This is a genomic window from Hymenobacter lucidus, from assembly GCF_020447265.1.
GTDB classification, from domain to species: Bacteria; Bacteroidota; Bacteroidia; order Cytophagales; family Hymenobacteraceae; genus Hymenobacter; species Hymenobacter lucidus.
This window is the reverse complement of the sequence record NZ_JAJADR010000006.1, coordinates 334,582-360,352: the sequence shown is the minus strand read 5'-3', so window position 1 is coordinate 360,352 and position 25,771 is coordinate 334,582. Positions and strand designations below refer to the sequence as shown.

Sequence of the window (25,771 nt, the reverse complement as noted above, 5' to 3'; positions counted from 1 at the left end):
GTTCACTTTTTTCTAATCCTTATTCACCTGTTATGCAATTTTCAACACTTCGATTTGGTATCACGGCCCTGGCTCTGGGCGCTTTAGGCAGCCTGCTGAGCTGCAGCAAAGAAGACACGCAGGACATTGCGCCCAGCTCAGCTTCTGCCACCGCTCAAAACGCCCGTGGCATTAGCGAAACGGCCCAAACCCTCAATTGGCAGCAGTTTATCACGGAAGTCGAAGCCGGTAAGCGCGTCGATGCTTTTGGCCAGTATGTGAGCAAAGAAACCCGGGTCATCAGCAACGGGCGCGCCCGTATCGTGCGGCCCAAGCGGGAAGTGGCTCTGAAGGCTGGCAGCGGCACTGGCGGCACCGTGGAGTCGAAATACGTGCAGCCCGACGAGCCCTGCGACGGGTGCGGCGGTGGCGGTGGCTACTACCCGCCGCCCTACACCTTTGTTACCAGCGAAAATCTGGGGGCAAGCCCATATTACCCCAGTAATTATATTCTGGACCTGAAACTGGTAACTGACAGTAATTCGAGCTGGCTGTATCCAGGACATATCCGACTGAACTCGGACTTGAATAAAGGAGCGGGTGGCGACTATATCTACCTGACTTTCACCCGGCAGGGCGACTATGGCAGCAGCCCGCTCACGCGGGTAAGCATTCTGACCCGGAGCTTCGGCCAACCCGGCAGCTGGCCCGATCAGCACCAGCCGATCTGGTACGGGCAGTACAATGCTACCACGAACACCTTTAATACCTACGACAGCCAGTTGGATCTGAACAGCGGGGCCGGTGGCGACTATATTTTTGCGTATGCCGCCCGCGAAACCAGCTTCGGGGCCCCGATTCGGGAAGTAGGCGTGCTTTCCAGCCGCAATCAGGCCCAGCAGCCCCCAGCCGGCTGGGAGCGAGTAGGCGTCGACCTCAACAAGGGTGCCGGTGGTGACTATATCTATGTGTGCGTGAAGCGCTAGATTACTAAACGGTAAGCATTGGAAAAAAGCCGGAGCACGCAAGTGTTCCGGCTTTTTGGTGCCTGGTATCGCCGCTTTCGTTGGTTTGGAGAGCTTCAGAACTCGCTCCGGTCGTACCAGCTGCGCATGCGCCACGGGTCCGTGCGGTTTTTGCGCACCAGCACCAGGCGGGCACTACCGGCGCCGGTAAAGGTCTGGTTGTCGCGCTGCTCGATGGTGAGACTGAAGGCGCGCTCCACATAGGCCAGCGTGTCGGAAAAGGCGGTGTCGGAGGTGGGCAGGTACTGCGTCCACTGCAGGTTGGCAGTGCGCGAGGCCCGGAACAGACGGTAGGTGGTATTCACTTCCACGTCGCGGTTCCAGGAGCGGTCCACGTTGTTGGCAAAGTCGCGGAAAGTAAAGGTGAAGCGCCGGTCGAGCAGTTGCCCGTAGAGTGTAGAGTCGCGCAATTGGTAGCTGGCCCGGAACCGCTCGAAAAAGCCGCGCACCGTTACGGGGTTGCCCAGCAGCTGGTTGGGGTCGGTGGGTACGTCGTCCAGGGCCGGGGCAAATGGGTTGCAGGCGGCCAGCACCCATGCGCCGCCTACGGCCAGCAGCCCGCTCCGGAAGCAGGCGGCCGGCGAAGAAAAAGCCGATGTCAGCCAGGACGACAGCATACGCACAGGGCAGTGGGAGAGAGGAATGGAGCCGCAGCGTCCGGAAGGTCGGAAGTTAATGCGTAATAAAATATTTTTTCAGATCGGTCCAGGTGGCCTGGGCCGAGGTGCGCTGGTCGCGCCAGCCGGCTATTTTCCACTCGTTGTTGCGCCGCCGCACCAGCAGCCGGATGTTGCCTTCGAGCACCGTGGGCCGAAAAGCCGTGTCCTGCTGGGCAATGCGCAACTGGTACAGCGCCGACACCTCCGCCGAATCGGCCGTGAAGAGCTGGTCGCGGCGGTTGCTGAGCACCAGTTGGTTGGTGGCGTTGGTGGCGGTGCGGCGGCGCAGGCTGGTGAAATAGTCCCGCTCCTCGCTCACGCTCCAGTTGGCAAAGAGCGAAGCGGCCGTGCCGGCGGCCGTGGGGTCGGGCACGAAGCGGTAGGCAGGGCCACTGAAGCACCGCTCGTAGTTGGTCACGTTGGGGCGCTGCACGGCGGCCGTGAAGTTGAGCAGCAGCAAATCAATCTGGGTGGGCGTAATCCAGTCACTGGCGGCATCGGCGGGCTCCGGCTCCCGAATCTGAAAGCAGGCCGCGCACAGCAGGGCGGGCACAAGGAGCAGAAGCCAACGACGAAGCATGGAGCGCGAAAGAGTGTATCTTGTCGAAGATACGATTCGTATTCAAACCAGCCGCAGCCCAGAGGGCCTGATCTGGCCCATTATTTCTAGTACTGCTTGCTAATGCTGTTTCGCGGGTTATTTCTACTACTGCTTACTACGTTGATATCTCGCTTGGCAGTAAGTCAGCAACCCGGGCGGACCCTGCTGCCGACCGGCCGGCTGGCCTGCACAATTGAACTGGTGCAAACTGAATTTTACGACGACGAGCCCATTCTCTTTCGGGTGAATATTCAGAACAAAGCCGATTCGGCCCTGACGCTGGTGTACGCCCTGGAAGGCTCCGATGTGCCCTGGCGCGCGCCGGAAGCTTATTTTGTGGCGCGCCAGCTCACCCCGGCCCGGCTGCCGGCCCCGTCCTACCGCTGCGCCCAGGTAGCCGGCATCGACTCCACCGACTTTATAACGCTGCTGCCCGGGGCCAGCTTCGACCCCTTGTACAAACAGGCGCAATCCACGGTTCAGCTGCCGACGCTGTATCCGCTGTTGCCGGCGGGCACCTACGAAATCACGTTTCAGTATTCGACAATGCCTACCCAGCCGCTGGAATGGACCGGTGGCAGCCACGAGCCCCTGGACGTGCCGGCTACCGAAGCGCGGTTGCGGCGCGTGCCCCGCGCGAGTCTGGAGAGCAACGCCGTGCGGGTCCGGGTGCAGCCCGCCCGGGCCCGGTTGAAGCAGTTGGGTGCCAAATAGCTACTTTTGCCGCCCGCATCTCCTCCCCGCCACCGCGTAATGTCGCAAAAGCTCCTGGTGTTTCTGATAGGCCTGCTGCTGGTTTCGGCCCTCGGCTCCTACGTGTATTACCGCCGCGCCGTGGCCAGCGTGCCCGTCGACCCCTGGGCGCTGGTGCCCGACGATGCCGTGTTCGTAGTAGCCACCCGCGACCATGCCACGCTGGTGCGTCACCTCAAGGAAACCCAGCTCTGGGACAACCTGACGGCGGTGCGCTATTTCCAGCAGGTGGAAGAGCACGTGGCCCTGGTCGACAGCATCACGGGGGCCCGCACGGCCGTGCTGCAATTTCTCGGGACGAAAAAGGTGCTGACTTCGGTGCACGTAACCGGGCCCAAAACCTTCGACGTACTGTTTCAGGTGCCTATCGGGAGCGTGCGCGAATACCGGCAGGTGCGCACCCTGGTCGATGGTCTCGGCCGCGACCCGCGCTACCAGGTCAGCCGCCGCGACTACCAGGGCGAGGAGCTGACCGACATTCGGGAGCGGGCCACGCAGGAGGGCGTCACGTTCTTTAATTACCGCAACCACCTTATCCTGAGTGCCAACGCCGGGCTGGTGGAGGGCGTGGTGCAGCGTCTGCAGCACCCCGGGCTGCCTTCCGTAGCCGCCGACTTTCAAAGCACCGATTTCCTGCAGCTTAAGGATGTGGATGCCACCCTGCTGATCAACTACCGGCGCCTGCCGCAGTTTCTGGGCGTGTTTTTCCGGAATGAGTCGCAGCCGGGCTTCGCGGCCGTGACCAGCCTGGCGCGCAACGGGCAGTTTGAAATGAAGCTGGCGGGCAATAAGGTCGTTTTCAACGGCTTTGCTAACCCCGAAACGGCCCGTGATGCTCTGCAGCAGCGCCTGCACCGGCAGCCCGCCCAGCGCCTGCGCATGGCCGAGGTGCTCTCGTTGCGTACGGCCGTGCTGGTGCACCTGGGGCTGGGGCCGGTGCAGGTGCTGCGCCCGGCCCGGCCCGTCGCTACCGATTCGCTCAGCCAGCAAGCCGCTCCGCTAATTGATAGTCTGGCTGCCGGGCTGCGTGAGGAAGCGGCGCTGTGCATTCTGGCTACGCCTTCGGCTCGCATCCGGCCGGCCCGGCTGGCTTTGGCGTATTGTGCGGCCCCGCTGAAAACCGCCACCCTGCTCGGCCAGCTGCGCCGCCTCAATGGGGTTAGTCCGGCCTTCGAGCGGGTGGGGCCCTACCAGATTTACCAAACCGGGAGCTCCGAGCTGCCTGCCCGGCTGCTAGGTTCCATGTTCACTGGCTTTGGCACCCCGTATGTGGCCCAGGTCGGCAACTACGTGGCCTTTGCCGAAGATGCCGCGGCCCTGAAAGTCTGGCTGACCGATGTGGCGGCTGGCGAAGTATGGAGCCGCTCGCCTACACAGGTAGCCTTTCTGCAGGAAACCCAGCCCCTGGCCCGCATGCGGGTGCTGATTGACACGCACAATAGCTGGAACGTGCTGCTGCGGGCCCTAGCCGAGGAGCGCCGCGCGGGCCTGCTGCGCAATGAAACCCTGTTTCAGCGCTTTCCCCAGATTGCCCTGCAGTTTGTGCCCGCCGTCAATGAGGCCGAGCCCGGGGCGCAGTATTTCACCCAGCTCGTGCTGCGCCACCCGGCCATCGGGCCGGCCGTGGCCAAGCCGCAGTCGGCCAATGGCACGGGCGGCGCCCTGGCGTTCAAAACTCCGCTGACCAGCGTGCCTACCCTGGTGCCGGTAAACGGGGCGCGTATTCCGGGCGTGCTGGTGCAGGATACCCAGCAGGTGCTCCACTACGTGACGCCCGACAACGTGGTGGCCTGGTCCGATTCGCTGACTGGGCCGCTCATCAGCCCCATCCGGCGCATCCCGGTGGGCACGGGCAGCGGTTACCTGTTTGCCACGCCCACGCGGGTGCACCTGCTCGACGAAAGTGGCCGGGAACAGCCCAACTTCCCCCTGAACCTGCCCGACAGCGTGCAGGCCACGTCCCTGACCGTGTCGCCGGTAAGCGGGCGGCTGGCCCCGCGGCTGCTGGTGGGCGGGGGCGGCAGCAACCTGTTTTTGTATGATACTAACGGCCGCGCGTACCCAGGCTGGCAGCCCAAGCGCATGGACTTCGGACTGGCCGCGCCGCCGCACTACCTCGTTGTAGGGGGGCGCGACGTAATAGTGGTGCTGCTCAACAACGGCTATATCTATGCCTACGACGAGCAGGGCAGCGTGTATCCGGGCTTCCCGATCAGCATGGGGGCACGGCTGAGCTCGGGCGCTTTCGTCGAAAACGGCCCCACGCTGCGCCGCGCCCGCCTCACGGTGGTAACGCAGCACGGCGAGCGGGTAAGCTTCAACCTGAGTGGCGACGTGGTGGCCCGGAGCCGGGTAGCTACCTGGAGCCGCAGCTCGGTGTTTCAGCTCATTCCTGACCAGAACCAGCGCGGCTACGTGGTGGCTCGCGAAGAGGGCGGGCAGCTGAGCTTATTTGACCCCACGGGCCGCCCGCTGCTCAGTCAGCGCTTCGTCACGTCGGGCCCCAAATCGGTGCAGTACCTCAACTTCGGCCTGGGCCGCAGCGCCTACGTGCTTACCGAGCCCGGCCCGCACAAGGCCTACATCTACGACACCCAGGGCCGATTGGTGGGCGGCCAGCCCTTCGACAGCAGCACGCCCACCGTGGGCCTCAACTACGACCCCGGTAGCAATACCTACCAACTCTACCGCGTCATCGGTAACGAGCTGCGGCGCACAGCCGTGAAGATGAATTGATTGGGAACTGTCATTCTGAGCCCTGCGAAGGGCCTTTCTCGCCTGAGTGAGCAAACGTCATTGAATGCACAAAGCCCTTTTCCATCCGCTGGAAAAGGGCTTTGTCATGTTGGTACTAGCTGTAATGGGGCAAGCAAGGCAGGTGCGTCGCAGGGCTCTGGACGACAGGCTAAACAACGACGCCACGCGAGATTCCTCGACTTCGCTCGGAATGGCGTTCTTTCTGTAACAACCAACCAATCACCGATTCGTGAGCCAGCCTTTGCGGTAGAAATAGATGAGCTGGCCGGCGACGATGAGGGCCAGCAGGCCCAGCAGGGCAGGGTAGCCCCAAGGCTCGTAGAGCTCCGGCATGTTGAGGTGATTGATGGTACCGTCGGGCTTTTCCCGCTGGAAATTCATGCCGTAGAGGCCCACCACGAAGCTGAGCGGGATGAAAATGCTGCTGATGATGGTCAGCACTTTCATTACTTCGTTCATGCGGTTGCTCTGGTCGGAGAGGTAGAGGTCCATCAGGCTGCTGATGGATTCACGGTAGCTCTCGGCCAAGTCCATGGCCTGAATGGCGTGGTCGTAGCAGTCCTTGAAGAAGACTTTGGTGTCTTCCGGCACCACGTTTTCGGGCATGCGCAGAATCTCGGCAATCTTCTCCCGCTCGGGATATACCAGCCGCCGGAAGCGCACGATATCCTTCTTCATCTGCAGGATGCGGCTGAGCAGGTGGCGGTTGGGCCGGCCGTTGAAAATCCGGTCTTCTAAAACCTCGATATAGTCGCCGATGGCGGCCATGGTGGGGTAGTAGTGGTCGAGCACCACGTCGGTGAGGGCGTAGGCCAGGTAGATCGGGGTTTTGTGCCGAATCATGCTGAAGCCCGAGCGCAGGCGGTTGCGCACCGCGTCGAGGCAGTCGTCGTAATCGTCCTGAAATGAAAGCACGAAATTGTCGCCCGTCACCAGGGAAAGCTGGTCGTCGTCAATTTCGAGCAGCGAAGTGAAATCCGTCATGCGCGAGACCAGAAACAACCGGTCGTCGTCGAACACGTCTACCTTGGCCCGTTGGTAGTCGCCGAGCACGTCTTCCATGTGCAGCGGGTGAATCTGAAAATCCTGCATGATGCGCTGCATCAGCTCCAGGTCGTTGTAGCCGCGTACGTCAATCCAGTGCTTGAGGTGCTCGTTGGCCCGGAAATAGGCCAGCATATCGTCGTAGCGAGTGTATTCCTTTTCCTCGAAAAACGACTTGTCGTAGGAAATCAGAAACAGGCGCGGTTTCAGGGAGCCTTCCCGGATGGTGAGCGTGCCGGGCCGCAGGCCCACCTGCTGCTCGCGGGCCTGCTGGGTGGCCGCCCTATCGGAAATGCCGGAGCGCGGGGCTTCGGGCTCCGTTTCTGCTGTGGTGGGTTCGGCAGTGGGAAGGTTGGAAGTAGAAGTAACGGCCGTCATGTGTGTGGAGTAGGAGCGCAGGGCTTGTACGTAGGCAAGGGGGCAAAGCGTTTGCTGGCTTAGGAAGGCAAGTGTCTTTAGCCACGGTGCCGTGTGGGGCGGAGCCGGCAAAGGTAGCCCCGCCAGCCCGGTGCCCCATTCCGGACCTGGCCGGCCCAACTTTATATTAATTTCTATGCATATTCCGGCGCTGATAACCACCGGTAAACTATGCTCAAATACGCTTGCTTGCTACTGATAGCCGCGCTACGGACCTTCGCGGCCCCGGCCCAGAACCTGGCTGCGGCCGTGGTAGCCACGGAGTACGGGCGGGTGCAGGGCTACGTGCAGGGCGGCATTGTTACCTACAAAGGCATTCCCTACGCCCAGACGGAGCGGTTTATGCCCCCGCAAAAGCCCAACACCTGGCAAGGAGTGCGCAGCGCCCTGGCCTACGGCCCGGTATGCCCCCAGGAAGCTTCCTCCCCCGGCAGCACTGAGCTGTCGGCCGTATTCCAGAGCCAAGCCGGCACGCCCGGCGAAGACTGCACCCAACTCAACATCTGGACGCCGGGCGTGAATGATGGCAAAAAGCGCCCGGTGATGGTGTGGCTGCACGGGGGCAGCTTCGTATCGGGCTCCGACCGGGAGCTGCCCGCCTACGACGGCGAAAACCTGAGCCGCAGCGGCGACGTGGTGGTCGTCAGCCTCAACCACCGGCTCAACGTGCTGGGCTTCCTGAACCTGGCGGCTTGCGGGCCCAAGTACAAGGCCTCGGGCAACGTGGGCATGATGGACATCGTGGCGGCGCTGGAGTGGGTGCGGGGCAACATCGGCCGCTTCGGCGGTGATGCCGGCAACGTGACGGTGTTTGGGCAGTCGGGCGGCGGGGGCAAGGTGGGCGCGCTGCTGGTGGCGCCTTCGGCCAAGGGTCTGTTTCACAAGGCCATTATTCAGAGTGGGGCCCACCTGCGCTACAACAAAGCCGAAGACAGTCAGCTCGTAGGCCTGGCCCTGCTGAAAGAGCTGGGGCTACAGCCCGGCCAAGTCGATTCGCTGCGCACGATGCCTTACGAGCGGCTGCAAGCGGCCAGCACCCGGGCCCTGGAGCAGGTAAACCGCCAGCTCGGCCGCTTCGGCATCGACTGGGCTCCCTCGCGTGACGGTGACTTTATTCTCTTTCAGCCACTCTCGGAAGAGGCGCTGGCTGTGGCCCGGCGCGTGCCGCTGCTCATTGGTTCCACCAAAAACGAAGCCGTGGCGGCCTTCCACAACCCGGGCTTTGCCGGCCCGCAAACGGAGGCCGAAGCCCGCCAGATTCTGGCCGAGAAGTACGGCAACAAAACCGACGCCTATATCAAAGCCGTGCGCAAAGCTTACCCCGCCGCCACCCGCCCTCTCGACCTGATGGACGTGGACGTGCGCACCTCGGTGATACTGCTGGCCAACCACCGCGCCAAGGCGGCTCCGGTGTACTGCTACCTGTTTGCCTGGCAGTCGCCGGTGTTGCAGGGGCGCATGCAGTCGTTTCACTGCCTAGAGCTGCCCTTCGTGTTCAATAACACCGAGCGGTGCGCGGGCATGACCGGCGGCGGGCCCGAAGCGGCGGCCCTGGCCGAGAAGGTGAGTCAGGCCTGGGTGAGCTTTGCCCGCACCGGCAACCCCAGTCACCAAGGCCTGCCCACCTGGAAACCCTACGCCCCCGGCACCACCGCCACCATGATTTTCGACACCACCTGCGAGCTGCGCCAGAACCACGATAAGCAGCTGCTGGAGCTACAGTAGGCCAGCAAGCTGTAGAGACGCATAGTTGCGTCTCAATCGTTGCTGATGGTGTTATTTAGGCATGTTTCCCCTCGTTCAACTACGAAGACGCAAGGTTGCGTCTTTACATCGTTTGGTAGAAAAAGCGGAAGCCCGCCTGAGCAAGTCTCAGGCGGGCTTCCGCTTTACACAGCTTCAGCGCTTAAAACGCGGCCACGATTTCCTGGTAGGAAATCAGCATGAGGGCTACTATGGCGGTGGCCAGGCCCAAGCGGCCCCGGGCCCCAAGCTGCTCCCGGAACAGGAAGGCCGCGCCCACGGCCCCGAGCAGGATAGTGGCCACGTTGGCTACGGGGTACACGAAAGCGCCGTCGTTGCCGAAGTTGCCCAGGGCTTTGATCAGGAAGAAGATGGAGAAGTAGTTGGGAATGCCCAAGATGATGCCGGCCAGCACGTTTTTGCCGGCAAACTGCTGCCCCCCCTTCGCCACCCGGCTCAGCAAGAGCAGCAGGCCGATGGCCCCGGCCGTGCCAAAGGTCACGAGCGGAAACAGGGTGCGGGTAGCGGCATCGGGCAGCAGCGTGGAGCTGGCAAAGTTGAGCAGGGAGTCGCCGGCACCGCTGGACACGAACAGCACCAGCGGCAGCCACCAGCCCGCGCCGGGCTTGGCCCCGTCGGCATCGGTGGCCGAGCGGCGGGGCAGGGCCGTGAGCAGAATAGCCAGCAGGGCCAGCGCCATGCCCGCGTAGTTGATGAAGGTGTAGGGCCGCTGCGAGAGGCGCAGCACCAGCAGGTTGAAGAGCACGGGCAGAATCAGCGACATTTTATTGGCCACCGAGGCGGCACTTACGCCCACGCGCTGGGCCGTGAGGGCCACCAGGTAAAACGTGCCGATAAAGAGGCCACCCAGGGCCACGGCCGCGCCCAGCCAGGGCCCACCCGCCCACACCGGTGCTAGGGAAGGGGCGCCCGAGGCCAGCCAGCCCACTACTACACAGGTGATGTAGTTTACAATCAGGGCCTGAAACGTATCGACGCCGAAGCGGGAGAAGTATTTGAAGATGAAAACGATGGTAACCGAACAGAGTACCGATAAAAGCAGAGCGAGCATGCGGGGTGGGAAGGAAATAAACGGGTAGGAAACGCCAAAAGGGCCGCAAAAATACGACTCTGCCGCGTGGTTTGCCGCCTGCGCCCCGATTTTACTTGTACTTTCGCCGCTGTTGCCCCCGTCCGTCGCCTTTTTATTTTCCGCATGCCCGCTGAGTCCGTCCATTTGCTGCCCTTGCCCCCCGACGGCAGCCAGTATGGAGTGCGGCTGCACGTGGGCCCCGCCGGCCAGGCCGCCGAACCCACGCTGCCGCTGGCTTTTGAGCCGTTTCTGTACCTGCGGCCGGCCCACCTGCGCCTGCAGCGCCACACGGGCGAGCTGCTCACGTTCTACCTCGAAGACCAGCCCGGCCAGCGCACCGTGGCCCAGCTACACATCTTCGGCGAGGCGGGCAACGGCCTGGCGCAGAGCCCCTGGCAGGCGCCGTTTGGCGCGGTGCAGCTGGCCGAATGCCTGCCGACGGCGGTGCTGCTGGCTTTTCTGCGGCTGGTGCAGGCCCAGCTGGCCGCCCGGGGGTGGCTGCGGCTGCGGCTGCGCAGCTACCCCTTCGCCTACGACCCGGCCGGCAGCACCAAGCTGGCCCACGCCCTGCAGCAGTTGGGCTACGAGGTGGCGCTGGCCGAAATCAACAACCACCTGCCGCTGGCCCAGGACTTCCGGGCGCGGCTTCATCCCTCGGAGCGGCGGCGGCTGCGCAAGTGCCAGCAGCAGGGCTTCGTGGTGGAGCAGGAAACGCCGCTGTACCTGCCCCTGGCCTACGAGTTTCTGAGCCGCTGCCGGCAGGAGAAGGGCCAGAGCCTCTCGCTGAGCCTGGAGCGGCTGCAGGAGCTGTTCACGCAGTTTCCCCAGGACCACTTCCTGTTCTCGGTGCGCGCTCCTTCCGGCGACTGGGCCGCCCTCACCATTGCCATTCGGGTCAGTAGCGGGGTGCTCTACAACTTTTATCCGGCCAGTCCGCTGGCCTACAACACCTACAGCCCGGTGGTGCTGCTCAACGAGGGGCTGCACGCCTTTGGGCGGGCCAACGGGCAACAGCTGCTGGACCTGGGTACCTCCACGCTGCCCGAGGGTCTCAACCAGTCGCTGCTACAGTTCAAGCGCCACCTCGGCGGCGTGCCCAGCCTCAAGCTCACGTTCGAGGGGTAGGCATAGTCCCGTTGGCGGCGCCTTGCCACCGGTGGCAAGAGCTTCTTAGGCAGACATTAGGGCCTTGCCACCGGTGGCAAAAGCTTCCGACGCACACATTAGAGCTTTACCACCGGTGGCAAGAGGTTCCGAGGCAGACATTGGTGCCTTGCCACCGGTGGGAATACGCTGCTGATGGCCTAGCAGGCCTTGCCTACCGGTGGCAAGCATCCAAACAGGCCTTGCGCCATCATTCGGGCGTGGCCCGCGCCCGTACATCCGCTACTTTTGCTTCTTATGCAGCCCGACGACTCTTCCGAAACGCCTTCCCTGGCCGCGCCCGTAGCCGGCGGTAGCGGCGTGGGCCGTTTCCTGCGGGGCGCATTCAGCTCGGGGCTGGCCGTGGGCGCGCGCACGGCCGGGGCGCTGCTGCTCAACAAGCTGCTGGCCGTGTACGGCGGCCCCGGCGGCCTCACGCTGCTGGCCCATTTCCAGAACCTGATGGCCCTCTTTACCACGCTGCCCAACGACGGCGTGCACATCGGCATCGTGAAATACCTGGCCCCGCTGCGGGCTGGCTCGGGGCGCTACCGGGCCTGGCTGGGCGCGGGGCTGCTGCTCAATGGCCTGGCCCTGGCCCTGGGTACGGCGGCGCTGCTGCTGGGCCGGCAGTCGTTGGTAGGCGTGTTTGGGCCGTCGGTGGGCTGGGTGGCGCTGTTTGCGCTGGGCATCGTGCTGCTCACGGCCAATACCTTCTGGGTGGCGGTGCTGCTGGCGGCCGGGCGGCTGCGGGCCTACGTGTGGCTGACCGGGATTCTGAGCGGCATCGGGGTGGCAGGCGTGGCGGCGGCTTTGTACGCGGGCCTGCCGGTGGCGAATGTGCTGCTGACTTACCTGCTGGCCCAGGGTGCCACGCTGCTGCCCACGCTGGGCCTCTGCGCCCGGTATGGCCTGCTGCAGCCGCTGCGGGGCCGTGTGAGCCGCCCGGCCGTGCGCCAGCTGGGCCGGTTTCTGCTGATGGCTGCCAGCGTACTGCTCTTCAGCAAAGCCGTGGACTTCGTAATGCGCGACGTGCTGATCCGCTATTTCAGCCTGGGCCAAACCGGGCTCTGGCAGGCCGTGGCCAAGCTCTCCGACAATTACACGATGGTATTTTCGGCCGTGATGGGCAGCGTGTACTACCCCCGGCTGGCGGCGCTGGTGGGGCAGCCCAAGGCATTGCGTGGCTACGTGCGCACCGTGCTGCTGGTGCTGGCGCCCGGGCTGGCCCTGGGGCTGGCGGTGCTATTTGGGCTGCGCGACTGGCTGCTGCCGCTGCTCTTCGCCCCGCAGTTTGCCGCCGCCCGCGGGCTGCTGGCCCCACAGTTCCTCGGCGACTGGGCCAAGTTCCTGACCTGGACCTTCCTGTTTCTGCTCATGGCCAAAGCCCAGGTGGGGCGCTACGTAGCGGTGCAGGCCGGCTCGGCGGCACTGTATGCCGTGCTGCTGGCCGTGCTGCTGCCTCGCTACGGCCTGCTGGGCGCGCCCCTGGCCCACGCCGCCCGCTTCGGCATCCTGCTGCTGGGCTGCCTCGTTTATTTTCGGCCCTACTGGCGTTAACCGCTCCTATGCAACACTCCACCGCCACCGGCCCGCACCAAGATACTCCTCCCGCCGCTGCTGCGCCGCTGGTAACCATCGTGGCACTGTGTTATAACCACGCGCCGTTTCTGGCCGAAGCCCTGAATTCCATCCTGGCCCAGACCTACCCTAACATTGAGGTGATACTGGTAGATGATGCTAGCACCGATGGCAGCCGAACGATGCTGGCGCAATACGCCGCCGCGCATCCTACCTGGCAAACCATTTTTCTGGATGACAACATCGGCAACTGCCGCGCCTTCAATCAGGCCTTCCGGCAGGGGCGGGGCGAGTTTTTCATCGACTTTGCCACCGACGACGTGCTGCTGCCCGCGCGGGTAGCCCGGCAGGTGGCCTGCTTCCAGCAGCTGGCGCCCAACTACGGCGTGGTCTATTCCGATGCTGAGCTAATCGACGAAGCCTCCCAGTTGGTGCGCCGCCACTACCGCCGCGACGCGCAGGGGCAGCTGCACCCGCGCCCCGCCTCGGGCTTCGTCTTTGCCGACGTGCTCAGCCGCTACTTCATCAGCACGCCCACCATGATGATGCGCTGCTCCGTGCTCGAACAGCTGCAGGGCTACGACGAAACCCTGGCCTACGAGGACTTCGACTTCTGGGTGCGCGCCGCCCGCGACTTTCGCTTCTACTTTCAGGATGAGGTAACGACCCAAAAGCGGCTGCACCCGGCCTCTATGTCGCGGCGTGGCTACCAGCCCAACGACCCGTTTCTGGCCTCTACCATCCGGGTATGCCGCAAGGCCTTGGCTCTGTGCCGCACGCCCACCGAGCGGGCTGCCCTGGCCGTGCGCCTGCGCTGGGAGCTGCGGCAGGCCGTGCGCTGGGGCAACTACCGCGAGGCCCAGGACTTGTACGACCTGCTGCGCGCCACCCAGGCCGCCCGCCCCCTGGACCGCGCCCTGGCCCTCTACGCCAGGCTGCGTCGCTAGAAACAGCAGGGCTTTAAAGTTGGGCTAGTATAAATTTGTTTTACAGGTTTTTATGTCGATAAGACTGTCTTTGCGGAATTGAGAAAAAGCAGGCAAACTACGGCCGGTTTGCCGACAGCAGTACCCTACGACAAGGGCCGTCGTAGTTACATTTCATTCCCAACCTGACCAGCCTGGTACCGCTGCTCAGGGCCTGTGGCCGGCTTCACTTCATAGAGCCGCACGTCGCCGGCCTGCGCCACAGGGCGGCGCTCCGGAAACCGGGCCAGCACGTCGGCCTCCGAATAGCGGATCAGCTTGCGGGTGAGCTCGGGGTTGGTGAGCGTGCGGCCGTTGACCAGCAGCCAGGCTTTTTCGCCTGGACCCAGCGGCACGGAGTCGGCGGCGGAGTAGCGGCGGAAGCGCAGGCCCGGCGGCACCTGGTAGCCATAGTAGAAATCGTAGTTGCCAATGAGGAAGTCATCGACGAAAACCACGCCCCGCCGCGGCGCCTGTAACTGTTGCCGGATAATCTGCTGCTGCTCGAAGTGGGCCGACACGCTAGGCTTGCGCATAAAGTACAACGGCCGGATGCTGAGCACGGCCGCCAGGGCCAGTACGCCCAGCGCGGCAAACCCAGCCGTGTCGGGGCGGCGCCAGGTGGCGACACTGCCCGAATCGGCCAGCCAGGTAGCTAGCCCGAAGTACAGCGCCAGTCCGCCGTAGAGCACCGCCACGCTGGTGTGCAGCCAAGCGGCGCAGGCCAGTAGCGCCAGGGCCAGCCAGTAGCCGCTGCTGCGGGGGCGGGCCAGAAAGTCGCGCAGCCCAAACCCGGCCGCCAGGCACAGCGGTGGCAGCAGCGGCGTGGTCATGCGCGGAATGAGGGTGATGGGGTTGTACTGGGTGAGCGAGGTGCTGCCCAGCCAGTAAAACGTCAGTGTGGAAAAGGCTAGGGCCAGCCAGAAGCCCGCATCGGAACCAGGGTGGCGCCGACGCCCAAAGGCCGCGGCCAGGGCCAGCACCAGGGCTACGCCCAGCCCGGTGCCCACCAGAAATACTAGCGGCTGGTAGGTGATGCGCGCCAGCAGCGCCGCGCGGTTGCCCACCAGAAAGTTGCCCTCCTTCAGAAACTCGTTGGTATGCTCGATGAGGTGAATCCGGTAGAGCGCATCGTGGGTGTAGACTTGGTAAAACGCCAGATAAGCCCCTAGCAAACCCACACCAACACCCACGGCCGCCAGCCAGAACCGGCCGTGCCGCCGCCCGAAAATGTCCAGCGCCAGTACGCCTAGGTAAAAGGGCAGGTAGTACACGATGGTTTCCTTGCTGAGCAAGGCGGCGAAGTTGAGCAAGGCAAAACCACCGCCCCAGAGCAGCTGCTTGCGGGCTTGGTGCCGGCCGGCCAGCAGACACAAGGCGCAGCATAAGCACCAAAACATCAGAATGTTATCTGGATACAGGTAATTGGTTAGGTTAAGCGTGAAATAATGCAGCCCGAGCAACAGCATGGCCGCCGCCGCTACTACCGGCTCCCGCCGGCGGTACACCCGCCAGATAATCGCGGCACACCCCAGCGTAGCCAGCAGCGGCCACAGGGTGGTGGAAATGATGTTGATGCCCAGCAGCCGGTAGAGCAGGGCCACCGGCCCGAAAATCAGCCACCGCTCCTTCAGCGGGTCGTGCAGCATCCCCTGCGGGTCGGGCAGCACTCGGAAGGTACCAGCGGCCAGCTGGTGGGCGTAGCGGGAGTAGAAATAGTCGTCTAGATCGTAGAGGCCCTCGTGGGTCAGGAAAAAGTAGGCCACGGTAAACAGCACCACAAAAACCAGCGTCAGATCGGGCAGGCGGGAGGAGAGAGGCTTCACAGCTGCAAAGCAACCGATATTAGCCGTAATTGCCCGCGCTGACTACTACCGCCTGCGCGGGGCAGGCCGCTTAATGCTGCTAAACCGTCGGCCGTTTCCCATCTTTACCCGGGCAAGCTTCGCCTACACCACTTCCAGTCTGCCTTTCCGGCCCCGATGCTCAATTTCCGGTTTCTGCGCGTTGTTCTGCTGCCGGCCCTGCTACTGCTGGCTTCCGGTGTGGTTCTGGGCTGCTACTACGAAACCAACGACGACGTGAGCATCACGCTGCTGCTGCAGGGCAGTACGGCCGCGCTGCCCGTCACCGATCTGCACCTGTATTTCCACGGCCTAGCTCCGGTGCTGGCCTGGTTGTACCAGCAGTTTCCCGCCCTGCCCTGGTACGGCCTGCTGCTCTACGGCCTGCTCTACGCGGCTACCGCCCTGGCCTTCGCCGTGCTCGATAAGCTGTTGCGCACCCGGCTGTCGGGCACGCAGGTTACGCTGGTGCTGGTGGGCTTCTACGCTTTAGCCTGGCTGGAGCACGGCCTATGGTTCAACTACGTGCGGGTGCCGGTGCTGCTGGCCGGGGGCGCGGTGCTGCTGGCCGCTCAGCGGGCCGGCCGCCGCCGGATGCTGGCCGTAGCCGCAGTTGCCCTGACCCTGGCCTGGATGGTGCGGCCCAGCGCGGCGGTGCTGGGCGTGCTGGCAGCGGGGCCGGGCGCAGTGTGGCTGGCTGGCCGGCGCGGGGCTTCTCTGGCCGGTGGGGCTTTGCTACTGCTGGGCGCGGCCAGCGTGGTACTGCTGCTCACCAGCAGTCCGGCCACGGCCACCTACCGCACTCTGGATGTGCTCAAGTCCAACCTCAACGACTACCAGCTCTACCAGCCTCGCCCGCGTACGGCCGCCGACCAGCTCGGCATGCAGGCCGTGGGCCACTGGGCTTTTGGCGACTCAGCCCTGGTTAATCAAGGCTTGTTTCAACGGGCCGGCCACTTTGATGCAGTGTATTTTCTGCGGGAAATGGCTCCGGGCAAGCTAGCTGCCTGGGGTAGCCTGCTTGCACGCGACTATTTTGCCCTGCTGATTCTGCTGGCAGTGGGTTGGTGGCTGGTGGCGCGCAGCCCACGTTTTGCCCAGCGCCGGGGCTTCTGGCTGGGGCAGCTGTTTTTTCTGAGCCTGCTGCTGGGCCTGGGCCTGGTGCTGAAGCTGCCGCCTCGCCTCGGCATGCCTCTCTTCAGCCTCTGGACCCTGAGCAACCTGACCTATTTCCTGCGCGATACCCGCCGCCCGCTGCCGCGCCTGTCGCCGCTGTTTTTTGCTACGGTGCTGCTGCTGCTTATTGCCTACACCTTCAAAACCGCGCATCGGGTGCAGGTGCTGGGCCGGGAGCAGGCCCGGGGGCAGGCGCTGCTCGGGCCGCTGCAGGCCGCCACCCACCGGGGCCAGCTGCTGGTAGTGGCCGGCCTGGAAACCGCCTACAAGTCCCAGTCGCCGTTTGCGGTGCTACGTTTTGCGCCCCATTCGGTGCTGCCCCTCACCGGCTGGACGACCCTCGACCCGTCGCACCGGCAGCTTCTGCGGCAACTCACCGGCACTGCCGACCAAGCATTGGCGTTGAAGCGGCTTGCAGGGAACCCGGCAGCCCAGTGGTGGCTAACGCCAGAAATAGTGCCCTGGCTAACTGCTTACCTCATGGCCCGCAGCGGACGAACGAGCATTCAGCGCGTGGCTGGGAGTGCCAGCAGTGATTCGCTACAGCCTCAACAGTACCTAGTTCGTGTGGAGAAGATGAAATAAAGGTAAAATGCCAAAATTTTATAGGTGGCAGAGTAAGGACGCTTTACGTATGTGTGATTGTCGAATGCCTACATTTGACCCCAGAATCCCTCTTTTCCCCTTCCTATGATTGCAACTGTGGCCTCCCGCGGGGAGGTGCTTCAGCATCTCGAATCCTTTCTAAAAGAGAATATGGACGGCTTTCTTAGAAAGGTCGAGGACAGCTGGCAGCCCGCCGACTTTCTCCCCGATTCCCGTTCCGATACCTTCTTCGACGAAGTGCGTGAGCTCCGTGAGCGGGCCAAAGGACTGAGCTACGACCTGTTAGCAGTTCTCATCGGCGACACCATCACCGAAGAAGCCCTGCCCAACTACGAAGCTTGGTTCCACCAACTCGACGATTTAAACCGTGACCCCAACAATGGCTGGGCTCAGTGGATCCGGGGTTGGACGGCCGAGGAAAACCGCCACGGCGACCTGCTCAACCGCTACCTCTATCTGTCGGGCCGCGTGAACATGCGCGAGTTTGAAACCAGCACGCAATACCTCATTGCCGACGGCTTTGACCTGGGCACTGCCCACGACCCGTACCGCGCCTTCATCTACACCAGCTACCAGGAAGCGGCTACCAACCTCTCGCACCGCCGCGTGGGTACCCTGGCCCGCAAGGCCGGTGATGCCCAGCTGTCCAAGATCTGCGGCATGATTGCCGGCGACGAAACCCGCCACGCCCGGGTCTACCAGACGTTTGTCGACAAAATATTCGAAGTAGACGCCTCCGAAATGATGCTGGCCTTCGAAGACATGATGCGCAAGAAAATTGTGATGCCGGCCCACTACATGCGGGAAATGGGCGTGGAAATGGGCAAAACCTTCGGTCACTTCACCGATGCCGCTCAGCGCTTGGGCGTGTATACCAGCCAGGACTACACCGACATCCTGGAAGGCCTCATCACTACCTGGAAGCTCGACCAGATTACGGGCCTGAACGGTGCGGCCGAAAAAGCCCGCGACTATATCATGGCCCTGCCCATGCGCTTGCGCCGGGTAGCCGACCGGATGCCGGTGCCCAAGCTGGAATACAAATTCAAGTGGATTGAGTAACGAATCCTGCTGATAGAAAAGCCCTTGCTCCGGTGGAACAAGGGCTTTTTTGCGTTAGGGACGATAGTAAAGAATGTCATGCTGCGCTTGCCGAAGTGTCTTTACCACAGTGGTAACTCATTGCCCAACGAAGCGGCAGAGATGCTTCGCAAGCGTAACGTGACGTAATAGCATTGCACGCAGCATGCCTCCTCTCTGCTCGAAGCGCAGAATGGTCGAGAGGGCGTTTAGGTTGTTTCCTGAATGCCCTTCACTTTGCCTCAACCAACGCTGTCGTTTGCGCCGCTTCCCAGCCCATCAGCGCGGCTTTGCGTGTGACGCCCCAGCGGTACTGGCCCAGCTCGCCGCCCTGGCGAATAACGCGGTGGCAGGGAATGAGGTAGCCGACTGGGTTGGCCCCAATGGCCGTGCCTACAGCCCGCACCGCCGATTCGAAGCCCGCGCCGGTGGCCAGCCCGGAATACGTAGTAAGCCGACCTTCGGGAATATGCAGCAGCGACTCCCACACTTTTAGCTGAAAATCGGTGCCTTTTAGGTGCAGGTGGAGTCGGTCGGCAGGCTGAAACTCGCGGGCAAAAAACCGGGCTACCTGGGCGTGCTCCGGCCTTGCCTGCGCCAGTAGTGCGGCCTGGGGCCACTGCTGGTGCAGCTCGGCCAGGGCTAGGTCGGCATCGTCAGCGAAGTGCAGGTGGCAGATGCCCTTGGGCGTGGAGGCCACCAGATATGGTCCGAAACGACTGTCGCCGAAACTGTAGCTAATGGTGAGGGCCGCGCCGCCCTGCCGGTACTCGCCCGGCGTCATGGCTTCCAGCGTCACGAATAAGTCATGGAGGCGACTGGTGCCGGACAGACCGGTGGCGTGGGTAGCGTCGGCCACGGAAAGCTGCTGTTGGAGCAGGCTTTTGGCGTGCTCAATGCTTACATACTGCAAAAACTTCTTGGGGCTTACCCCGGCCCACTCCTGAAACTTGCGCTGGAAGTGAAACGGGCTCCAATGGGCCTGGGCGGCAATTTGTTCCAGCGTGGGCTGCTCCCGGAAGTTGGCTTGGATGTAGCCGATGGCGGCGGCAATGCGTTGGTAGTCAGTCATCATGGCAGTAGGCAAATTGGTTTCCAAAGCTACGGCCGCACCCGCCGCCTCAAAACCCGATTCTTGCGCACTTACTCCCAGTAGACGCAAAAAGCCGTTCTCCATCCGGAAAACGGCTTCGTGATAAACCGGCAGGCGCCTATTGTACGGCCGGAGCTTCGTTTACTACGCTCGTCTGCCGGAAAGTGAGGCTGCGCTCAGGCAGCACGTAGCGAATGGTGCGGGTGCCGCCGCTGGGGCAACAGTTGGCATCGGTGGGGGCATAAATAGGGAAGGAGCGCACCACTTCTTTGCCCTGCACCCGGAATTTATCCTGGCCCTGGTAGCCGCGGGCGGCAACTTCGCTCAGCGTAGGCATTGTCATCCGCTCCCAGTCTTTGCCCCCAAACCAATAGCCGCGCAGCTCGCCATACGAGCCGCTGCCCGCCCCTTCCACGAACACCAGCAGCTCGGAGCCGGGCCCGGCAGTCAGCTTCACCAGCCGCGCATCCGTGACTTCGCCCAAAATCGTGTCCTGGGCCGTGGTCAGCTCCTGGCCATCCTGCTCGGCGCGCACCTGCAATTGCCGCTGCCCCAGCGGCCCGGCGGTGCTGACTACGAACGTGTAGGGCGCCGCTGTCAGCGTTTTGCTGAAGCCGGGCGGTGGGGTGGGCCGGGCCTCGGGGGCGCTGGAAGTGGTAGGGTTGGGCTGACCGGTAGTGGTTTCGCGGGCACTGTCGCAGCTAGCGGCAAGAGCCAGCACGGAAGCCGCCAGCAGGAGGCGGGAAGAGGTACGCATACAAAAGGCGAAAAAGGGTATGGCTGCCTATACGGCAACGGTGGCGTGAAGATAGATCTACGCGCTTATTCCACCACTTTCACGCCCTTCCAAAAGGCCACCCGGTTCTTAATTTCCTGGGCCGCGTCCTTCGGCTGAGGATAATACCAGGCCGCATCTTTGTTCAGCTCGCCATTCACGCGCAGGGAATAATAGCTGGCCCGGCCTTTCCAGGGGCAGGAAGTCTGGGCAATGCTGTCCTCGAAATATTCCCGCTTGATGGCGTCGGCGGGAAAGTAATGGTTGTTTTCGACTACCACCGTGTCGTTGCTTTCCGCAATTACGGTGTCGTTCCAAATGGCTTTCATGGTGGGTGTGGTTGGAAGTATCGGGTACTGCGAGAATTGAAAAATCGTTTGTTATTCTGAGCTTGCGCAGGACCTTATTACGGTAGAACAAGACGTTGTTAAGCTCACCGTTCGTATCCTATTAAGGCTCTTCGCAAGAGTTCAGGATGGCAGGCGGGGATCTATAAACGAACATTGCCGCCCGCCGCTTTGTTATCAGACTTCAATCTTCAGTATTATGGCCGCAGGTTTTCGTTTCCGGGATTTCGTGCCCGAAGAGTCGTCCGAGAAAGGCTTCGAGACGCTGTTTAAGCTATTCATGCAGCTGGTTACCATCACCTCCGGCGACGTAGGGGAAGCTTTGTCGTGGCTCTCGGAGCTGGACAAGCAGTACGGGCTGACCGACAACGACTATGGTATCGGCAACTTCATCGAGGACCTGAAGAAAAAGGGCTACATCGATGAGAACGAGCAGGAGCGGGGCGCCTTTAAGATAACGCCCAAAACCGAGCAGGGCATTCGTAAAAGCGCTCTGGAGGAAATCTTCGGCAAGCTCAAGAAAGGTAACTCCGGCAACCACCGCACGCCCCAGACCGGGCAGGGCGACGAGATGAGCACCGACATCCGCGACTTCCGCTTCGGCGACTCTCTGGAGCAGATTTCGATGACCGAAAGCATCCGCAACGCCCAGCTCAACCACGGCTTGGGCGAGGAGTTCATGCTGGCCGAGGGCGACCTGGAAGTGCGCGAAACCGAGCACAAAACCCAAACCAGCACCGTGCTCATGATTGACATCTCGCACTCGATGATTCTCTACGGCGAGGACCGCATCACGCCCGCCAAGAAGGTGGCTATGGCCCTGGCCGAGCTCGTGAAGCAGAAGTATCCCAAAGACTTCCTCGACGTTATCGTATTCGGCAACGACGCCTGGCCTATCACGGTCAAGGATTTGCCCTACCTGGAAGTGGGCCCCTACCACACCAACACAGTGGCGGGCCTGGAGCTGGCCATGGACCTGCTGCGCAAGCGCAAAACGGCCAACAAGCAGATTTTCATGATAACGGACGGCAAGCCTACCTGCCTCAAGGAAGGCAACGGCTACTACAAGAACAGCTTCGGCCTCGACCGGAAAGTGGTGAACAAGACCCTGAACCTGGCCGCCGCCGCCCGCCGCCTCAAAATCCCGATTACCACCTTCATGATTGCCTCCGACCCTTATCTGCAGCAGTTCGTGGAGGAATTCACCCAGGTCAATCAGGGCAAGGCTTACTATTCGGGCCTCAAAGGCCTGGGCCACCTGGTATTCGAAGATTATAAGAAGAACCGCCGCAAAACACTGTAGGCGGCCCCACATACCACCAGCAAAAAGCCCGTTACCCTTGCAAGGGTAACGGGCTTTTTGCTGGGTTGCCTTTGCGTTCAGCGGGCGGCCGGATATGGCTACGGCTATGACTTCCGGGCAGTCTTGCGTGCCGGCTTTTTGGCTACTGCCGCTTGCTGGGCCTGGGCTAGCTTCAGGGCCTCGTAGAGGTTGACTACTCCGCCGGTTCTCGACAGTGTGGCGAAGTCTACCAGCTGTTTGGTGCCGGGTTTCATTACCTGGGTGTGCAGAGGCCGCGCCGACTGCATGATAATATGCTTCAGCTCGGCGGGGGTGAGCTGGGGGAAATACGATTTCAGCACTGCTGCCACGCCCGCCACTACGGGTGCAGCCATGCTCGTGCCGCTCAGGGGCGCGTACTGGCTGCCCGGCACCGTCGACATGATGTTGAGGCCGGGCGCAAACACATCCACCGACTGCTGTCCGTAGTTGGAAAAGGGCGCAATCAGCTGCTCGTTGTTGGTAGGGCCGCTGGCGCCCACGGTCAGCAGGTTCGGAATATCCTGGCCATTGAGAAAGCGCGGACTGGGATACTGCGTAGTCTTGTCCACGTCCAGGTGGTCGTTGCCGGCCGCGTGCACCAGCAGCACGCCCTTGGCCCCGGCGTAGCGCATGGCCTCATCCACGGCGGCTTTTCCGGGGGAGAAATATTTGCCGAAGCTCATGCTGATAACCTTGGCTCCGTGGTCGACGGCGTAGCGAATGGCGTTGGCCACGTCCTTGTCCCGCTCGTCGCCGTCGGGGGCGCACCGCACCGACAGGATGCGGACCTGGTCGGCAATGCCCTGGCTACCCACGGCGTTGCGGCGGTCGGCGGCAATGATACCGGCGCAGTGTGAGCCGTGTACCGTGCCGTGGTCGGAGCGGCTGGCCATTACGTCGGCGTTGCCGTAGTGGCGTTCGGTAAGATCGTCGGGATGGTCGCCCACCAGCGGGCGGGGGTTGTAGGCCAGGTTGTAGGCGTAGTCGACGCGCTTGCGGAGTTTCTCGTTGTAGCGCACGAAGCGGTTGAGCAGCGAATCGGTGTTGGGCAGGCGCATCTGGCGCAGGCCGCCGTAGTACATACTGGCCGAGCGCAGCAACGCCGTATCAGCCGTGGTGGGGCGGCGGAGCAGGGCCGAGTCCAGCACCGTTACCTTAAGGCCCTGCTTGAGCCGGGTCAGGTTGGCCCGGTCCTCGGTCAGCTGGCGGGTGTCGGCTTGCAGTTGTGCCTCGGCCTCGGCGCGCCGGGCCAGGTATTCGGCCTTGGCCTGCTCGTAAAGCTGAAACTCGGCCCGGTTGGCTGCGGGTACCGTGGCCGCAGTTTTGCCCTCGTAGCGGTCCTTGAGACGGGCGTAGATGCGGGTTTCCTCTTTCTGCTCCACAAACAGATTGCGGCCGTCGCGCCCCCCGGTAAAGTTCCAGCCGTACACATCGTCGGTGTAGCCGTTGTGGTCGTCATCGAGCCCGTTGCCAGCTACTTCCCGCGGGTTGTGCCACAGCACCCGGCGCAGGTCGGCATGGGCCGTATCAATACCGCCGTCGATAACGGCCACGATAAGCGGAGCGCCCTTGGGCGCGGGCAACTGCCGCAATAGCTCGTAGGCGCGGGCGGTGCTGATGCCCATGGCGTGGTCGGCAGCCGGATCGAGGTGGTGCCACTGCTCGACGGGCTGGCTCTGGGCCCGGCCAGCCAGCGGCAGCACCAGCAGGGCCGCCAGAATAGGGAAGGATTTCATAGGCAGGAAAGTAAGCGTGGCCCGCCGGCAGCAGTACATAAAGGCATTCTGGCGCGGAGCCGCTGTCAAACTGTTCGCAGGCTTGAACTTTTGCAAGAATAGGTAAGAATATACTGATCCGCTAATATGCCGCCTCACATATTTGGGTGATGGGCGGCCCGGTAGCCGCGCCCTTCGGCCCACTGGGCTCGAACCAACCACCCCTTCGGGGAGTTATACTAGTATCTTCCCGCGCCCAGGCTACCACGCTGCCGGGCGCCGTACTACTTTCCCTATATGAACCGAATTGACATTCGCACCCTCGGCGACCTGAAAAAGTCTGGCTACCAGCCCCGCTCCGTAAAACAGGAACTCCGCGACAATCTTATTGCCAAGCTCCAGGCCAAAGAGGACGTGTTTCCCGGCATCTTCGGCTACGAGGAAACCGTTATTCCGGACCTGCAGCGCGCTATTTTGAGCATGCACCACATCAACCTGCTCGGTTTGCGCGGGCAGGCCAAAACCCGCATTGCCCGCCTGCTGGTCGAACTGCTCGATGAGTACATTCCCGTCGTGGAAGGCTCCGAGCTCAACGACGACCCGCTGGAGCCGCTGAGCATCTACGCTAAAAACCTGATTGCCGAAAAAGGCGACGCCACGCCCGTTGCGTGGATGCACCGCTCGGACCGCTACACCGAGAAGCTGGCCACGCCCGACGTATCGGTGGCCGACCTCATCGGCGACGCCGACCCCATCAAGGCTGCCACGCTGAAACTGCCCTACTCCGATGAGCGGGTAATTCACTTCGGCCTGATTCCCCGCTCGCACCGCGGCATCTTCGTTATCAACGAGCTGCCCGATTTGCAGGCCCGCATCCAGGTGTCACTCTTCAACATTCTGCAGGAAGGCGACATCCAGATCCGGGGCTTCAAGGTGCGCCTGCCGCTCGATATCCAGTTTGTATTCACGGCCAACCCCGAGGACTATACCAACCGGGGCTCCATCGTGACGCCCCTCAAGGACCGTATCGACTCCCAGATCATCACGCACTACCCCAAGAGCGTCGAAATCGGGAAGCGCATCACCAAGCAGGAGGCCCGCATCAAGCCCGAGCAAAAGGGCATGGTAACGACCAACGAAATCATCCACGACCTCGTGGAGCAGGTGGCCGTGGAGGCCCGCTCGTCGGAGTTTGTGGATGCTAAGAGCGGCGTATCGGCCCGCCTCACCATCTCGGCCTACGAAAGCCTGATCAGTGCCGCCGAGCGGCGCGCCCTGATTAACGGCGAGAAGAAGACCTACGTGCGCATTGCCGACTTTCTGGCTGCCGTGCCCGCCCTCACCGGCAAGGTGGAGCTGGTGTACGAAGGCGAGCAGGAGGGAGCCGGCATCGTGGCCGAGAAGCTGATGGGCAAAGCCATCCGCACGCTGTTCCTGACTTACTTCCCTGACCCGGACAAGCAGAAGAAAAAGAAGACCATCCCGAACCCCTACAAAGAGGTGCAGGACTGGTTCGGGGCCGGCAACACCGTGGACGTGCTCAACGACTCGTCCGACAAGGACTACCACAAAGCCCTGGAGCAGGTGCCCGGCCTGCGCAACATCGTGACCTTCCTGCACCCCAAGGAAGACGCGGATACCACCTGGTTCCTGATGGAGTTCTGCCTGCACGGCCTGGCCGAGCACAGCCTCATTTCGCGCAACCGGGTGCAGGCCGGCACCCAATTCAAGGACCTGCTCTCCTCCATGTTCACCATGCCCAGCTTTGGCGGCGAGGATGATGAGGACGAAGAAGAAAAGCCCCGCCGGCGCCGGTAGAGCCTAACGCGAACTACAAAGTACACGCTGCTAGCACCCTCAGACGCCCCGCGTATCGAAAGATGCGCGGGGCGTTTTATTTCAGACTATTTTCTAATTGCTGAAAACGCCCTTCAAGGGGAAATAAGAGTCAGTCGAAGCGCTTTTCGCGATGCGTACGCCCAAATGCAGACAAGCAAGATAGTGCTCTATCGTGCAATAAGTATTTATGCAAAACGCTATATATAAGATAC

20 protein-coding genes are annotated in these 25,771 nt (G+C 62.5%); 11 read left to right on the top strand and 9 right to left on the bottom strand.

What is annotated here, in order from left to right:
* The first annotated feature begins 32 nt into the window (after positions 1–32).
* Positions 33–965 (top strand): hypothetical protein, encoded by a 933-nt coding sequence (locus LGH74_RS19880; protein ID WP_226178609.1) that lies wholly within the window; start codon positions 33–35, stop codon positions 963–965.
* A gap of 95 nt (positions 966–1,060) precedes the next feature.
* Here the strand turns inward: LGH74_RS19880 and LGH74_RS19875 are convergent, their stop codons facing one another.
* On the bottom strand, positions 1,061–1,621 hold the full coding sequence (locus LGH74_RS19875; protein ID WP_226178606.1) for a hypothetical protein: 561 nt from the start codon (positions 1,619–1,621) through the stop codon (positions 1,061–1,063).
* 55 nt (positions 1,622–1,676) lie between these two features.
* Complete coding sequence (locus LGH74_RS19870) at positions 1,677–2,243, bottom strand: hypothetical protein (protein WP_226178591.1); 567 nt, start codon at positions 2,241–2,243, stop codon at positions 1,677–1,679.
* A gap of 222 nt (positions 2,244–2,465) precedes the next feature.
* Here LGH74_RS19870 and LGH74_RS19865 point away from each other — a divergent pair, with 222 nt between their 5' ends.
* Positions 2,466–2,978 carry a hypothetical protein gene (locus tag LGH74_RS19865; RefSeq protein ID WP_226178588.1) on the top strand — a complete coding sequence of 171 codons (513 nt, stop codon included), beginning with the start codon at positions 2,466–2,468 and terminating at the stop codon, positions 2,976–2,978.
* A 39-nt stretch (positions 2,979–3,017) separates the two neighbouring features.
* Positions 3,018–5,753, top strand: a complete 2,736-nt coding sequence (locus LGH74_RS19860) for a PQQ-binding-like beta-propeller repeat protein (protein WP_226178586.1) — start codon at positions 3,018–3,020, stop codon at positions 5,751–5,753.
* A gap of 240 nt (positions 5,754–5,993) precedes the next feature.
* Here the strand turns inward: LGH74_RS19860 and corA are convergent, their stop codons facing one another.
* The gene (gene corA / locus LGH74_RS19855) at positions 5,994–7,196 is read right to left on the bottom strand and encodes a magnesium/cobalt transporter CorA (RefSeq protein ID WP_226178583.1); all 1,203 of its coding nucleotides are present in this window, start codon (positions 7,194–7,196) and stop codon (positions 5,994–5,996) included.
* 210 nt (positions 7,197–7,406) lie between these two features.
* Between corA and LGH74_RS19850 the strand changes: the two genes are divergently transcribed.
* On the top strand, positions 7,407–8,960 hold the full coding sequence (locus tag LGH74_RS19850; protein WP_226178580.1) for a carboxylesterase/lipase family protein: 1,554 nt from the start codon (positions 7,407–7,409) through the stop codon (positions 8,958–8,960).
* Positions 8,961–9,141: 181 nt separating this feature from the next.
* Here the strand turns inward: LGH74_RS19850 and LGH74_RS19845 are convergent, their stop codons facing one another.
* Positions 9,142–10,050 carry a hypothetical protein gene (locus tag LGH74_RS19845; protein ID WP_226178577.1) on the bottom strand — a complete coding sequence of 303 codons (909 nt, stop codon included), beginning with the start codon at positions 10,048–10,050 and terminating at the stop codon, positions 9,142–9,144.
* Positions 10,051–10,194: 144 nt separating this feature from the next.
* Between LGH74_RS19845 and LGH74_RS19840 the strand changes: the two genes are divergently transcribed.
* The 3 genes from LGH74_RS19840 (at position 10,195) to LGH74_RS19830 (ending at position 13,742) form a co-directional block, all read left to right on the top strand.
* A complete protein-coding gene (locus LGH74_RS19840; RefSeq protein WP_226178574.1) occupies positions 10,195–11,196 on the top strand; it encodes a hypothetical protein in 1,002 nt (333 codons plus the stop codon).
* Positions 11,197–11,472: 276 nt separating this feature from the next.
* Positions 11,473–12,774: an MATE family efflux transporter gene (locus LGH74_RS19835; protein ID WP_226178570.1), complete on the top strand. Its 1,302-nt coding sequence runs from the start codon at positions 11,473–11,475 to the stop codon at positions 12,772–12,774.
* Between the two features lie 8 nt (positions 12,775–12,782).
* Positions 12,783–13,742, top strand: coding sequence for a glycosyltransferase family 2 protein (locus LGH74_RS19830; RefSeq protein WP_226178567.1), 960 nt, complete (start codon positions 12,783–12,785; stop codon positions 13,740–13,742).
* Positions 13,743–13,888: 146 nt separating this feature from the next.
* Here LGH74_RS19830 and LGH74_RS19825 read toward each other — a convergent pair whose 3' ends face one another.
* Positions 13,889–15,586, bottom strand: a complete 1,698-nt coding sequence (locus tag LGH74_RS19825; RefSeq protein ID WP_226178564.1) for a hypothetical protein — start codon at positions 15,584–15,586, stop codon at positions 13,889–13,891.
* Between the two features lie 156 nt (positions 15,587–15,742).
* On the opposite strand from LGH74_RS19825, the gene LGH74_RS19820 reads away from it, so the two are divergent.
* On the top strand, positions 15,743–17,365 hold the full coding sequence (locus LGH74_RS19820; RefSeq protein WP_226178561.1) for a hypothetical protein: 1,623 nt from the start codon (positions 15,743–15,745) through the stop codon (positions 17,363–17,365).
* 105 nt (positions 17,366–17,470) lie between these two features.
* On the top strand, positions 17,471–18,448 hold the full coding sequence (locus LGH74_RS19815) for an acyl-ACP desaturase (RefSeq protein ID WP_226178556.1): 978 nt from the start codon (positions 17,471–17,473) through the stop codon (positions 18,446–18,448).
* Between the two features lie 250 nt (positions 18,449–18,698).
* Here the strand turns inward: LGH74_RS19815 and LGH74_RS19810 are convergent, their stop codons facing one another.
* The 3 genes from LGH74_RS19810 to LGH74_RS19800 all read right to left on the bottom strand — a co-directional run bounded on the left by LGH74_RS19810 (position 18,699) and on the right by LGH74_RS19800 (position 20,684).
* The gene (locus tag LGH74_RS19810) at positions 18,699–19,541 is read right to left on the bottom strand and encodes a bifunctional transcriptional activator/DNA repair enzyme AdaA (protein WP_348533002.1); all 843 of its coding nucleotides are present in this window, start codon (positions 19,539–19,541) and stop codon (positions 18,699–18,701) included.
* Positions 19,542–19,677: 136 nt separating this feature from the next.
* Positions 19,678–20,316, bottom strand: a complete 639-nt coding sequence (locus LGH74_RS19805) for a hypothetical protein (protein ID WP_226178553.1) — start codon at positions 20,314–20,316, stop codon at positions 19,678–19,680.
* Positions 20,317–20,381: 65 nt separating this feature from the next.
* Complete coding sequence (locus tag LGH74_RS19800) at positions 20,382–20,684, bottom strand: DUF427 domain-containing protein (protein WP_489146038.1); 303 nt, start codon at positions 20,682–20,684, stop codon at positions 20,382–20,384.
* A 196-nt stretch (positions 20,685–20,880) separates the two neighbouring features.
* Here LGH74_RS19800 and LGH74_RS19795 point away from each other — a divergent pair, with 196 nt between their 5' ends.
* Positions 20,881–21,984, top strand: a complete 1,104-nt coding sequence (locus LGH74_RS19795; protein WP_226178535.1) for a vWA domain-containing protein — start codon at positions 20,881–20,883, stop codon at positions 21,982–21,984.
* A 104-nt stretch (positions 21,985–22,088) separates the two neighbouring features.
* Here the strand turns inward: LGH74_RS19795 and LGH74_RS19790 are convergent, their stop codons facing one another.
* Positions 22,089–23,741, bottom strand: coding sequence for a S8 family serine peptidase (locus LGH74_RS19790; protein WP_226178532.1), 1,653 nt, complete (start codon positions 23,739–23,741; stop codon positions 22,089–22,091).
* A gap of 276 nt (positions 23,742–24,017) precedes the next feature.
* Between LGH74_RS19790 and LGH74_RS19785 the strand changes: the two genes are divergently transcribed.
* Entirely contained in the window at positions 24,018–25,538 is a 1,521-nt protein-coding gene (locus tag LGH74_RS19785) for a sigma 54-interacting transcriptional regulator (protein WP_226178529.1), read from the top strand.
* Positions 25,539–25,771: the final 233 nt, after the last annotated feature.

Bases quoted from the DNA above. Each gene is read 5' to 3' on its own strand.
- LGH74_RS19875 (WP_226178606.1), bottom strand. From the start codon at position 1,621: ATGCTGTCGTCCTGGCTGACATCGGCTTTTTCTTCGCCGGCCGCCTGC.
- LGH74_RS19835 (WP_226178570.1), top strand. From the start codon at position 11,473: ATGCAGCCCGACGACTCTTCCGAAACGCCTTCCCTGGCCGCGCCCGTA.
- LGH74_RS19805 (WP_226178553.1), bottom strand. From the start codon at position 20,316: ATGCGTACCTCTTCCCGCCTCCTGCTGGCGGCTTCCGTGCTGGCTCTT.
- LGH74_RS19810 (WP_348533002.1), bottom strand. From the start codon at position 19,541: ATGATGACTGACTACCAACGCATTGCCGCCGCCATCGGCTACATCCAA.
- LGH74_RS19830 (WP_226178567.1), top strand. From the start codon at position 12,783: ATGCAACACTCCACCGCCACCGGCCCGCACCAAGATACTCCTCCCGCC.
- LGH74_RS19815 (WP_226178556.1), top strand. From the start codon at position 17,471: ATGATTGCAACTGTGGCCTCCCGCGGGGAGGTGCTTCAGCATCTCGAA.
- LGH74_RS19790 (WP_226178532.1), bottom strand. From the start codon at position 23,741: ATGAAATCCTTCCCTATTCTGGCGGCCCTGCTGGTGCTGCCGCTGGCT.
- LGH74_RS19870 (WP_226178591.1), bottom strand. From the start codon at position 2,243: ATGCTTCGTCGTTGGCTTCTGCTCCTTGTGCCCGCCCTGCTGTGCGCG.
- LGH74_RS19840 (WP_226178574.1), top strand. From the start codon at position 10,195: ATGCCCGCTGAGTCCGTCCATTTGCTGCCCTTGCCCCCCGACGGCAGC.
- LGH74_RS19850 (WP_226178580.1), top strand. From the start codon at position 7,407: ATGCTCAAATACGCTTGCTTGCTACTGATAGCCGCGCTACGGACCTTC.
- LGH74_RS19820 (WP_226178561.1), top strand. From the start codon at position 15,743: ATGCTCAATTTCCGGTTTCTGCGCGTTGTTCTGCTGCCGGCCCTGCTA.
- corA (WP_226178583.1), bottom strand. From the start codon at position 7,196: ATGACGGCCGTTACTTCTACTTCCAACCTTCCCACTGCCGAACCCACC.
- LGH74_RS19860 (WP_226178586.1), top strand. From the start codon at position 3,018: ATGTCGCAAAAGCTCCTGGTGTTTCTGATAGGCCTGCTGCTGGTTTCG.
- LGH74_RS19795 (WP_226178535.1), top strand. From the start codon at position 20,881: ATGGCCGCAGGTTTTCGTTTCCGGGATTTCGTGCCCGAAGAGTCGTCC.
- LGH74_RS19785 (WP_226178529.1), top strand. From the start codon at position 24,018: ATGAACCGAATTGACATTCGCACCCTCGGCGACCTGAAAAAGTCTGGC.
- LGH74_RS19845 (WP_226178577.1), bottom strand. From the start codon at position 10,050: ATGCTCGCTCTGCTTTTATCGGTACTCTGTTCGGTTACCATCGTTTTC.
- LGH74_RS19880 (WP_226178609.1), top strand. From the start codon at position 33: ATGCAATTTTCAACACTTCGATTTGGTATCACGGCCCTGGCTCTGGGC.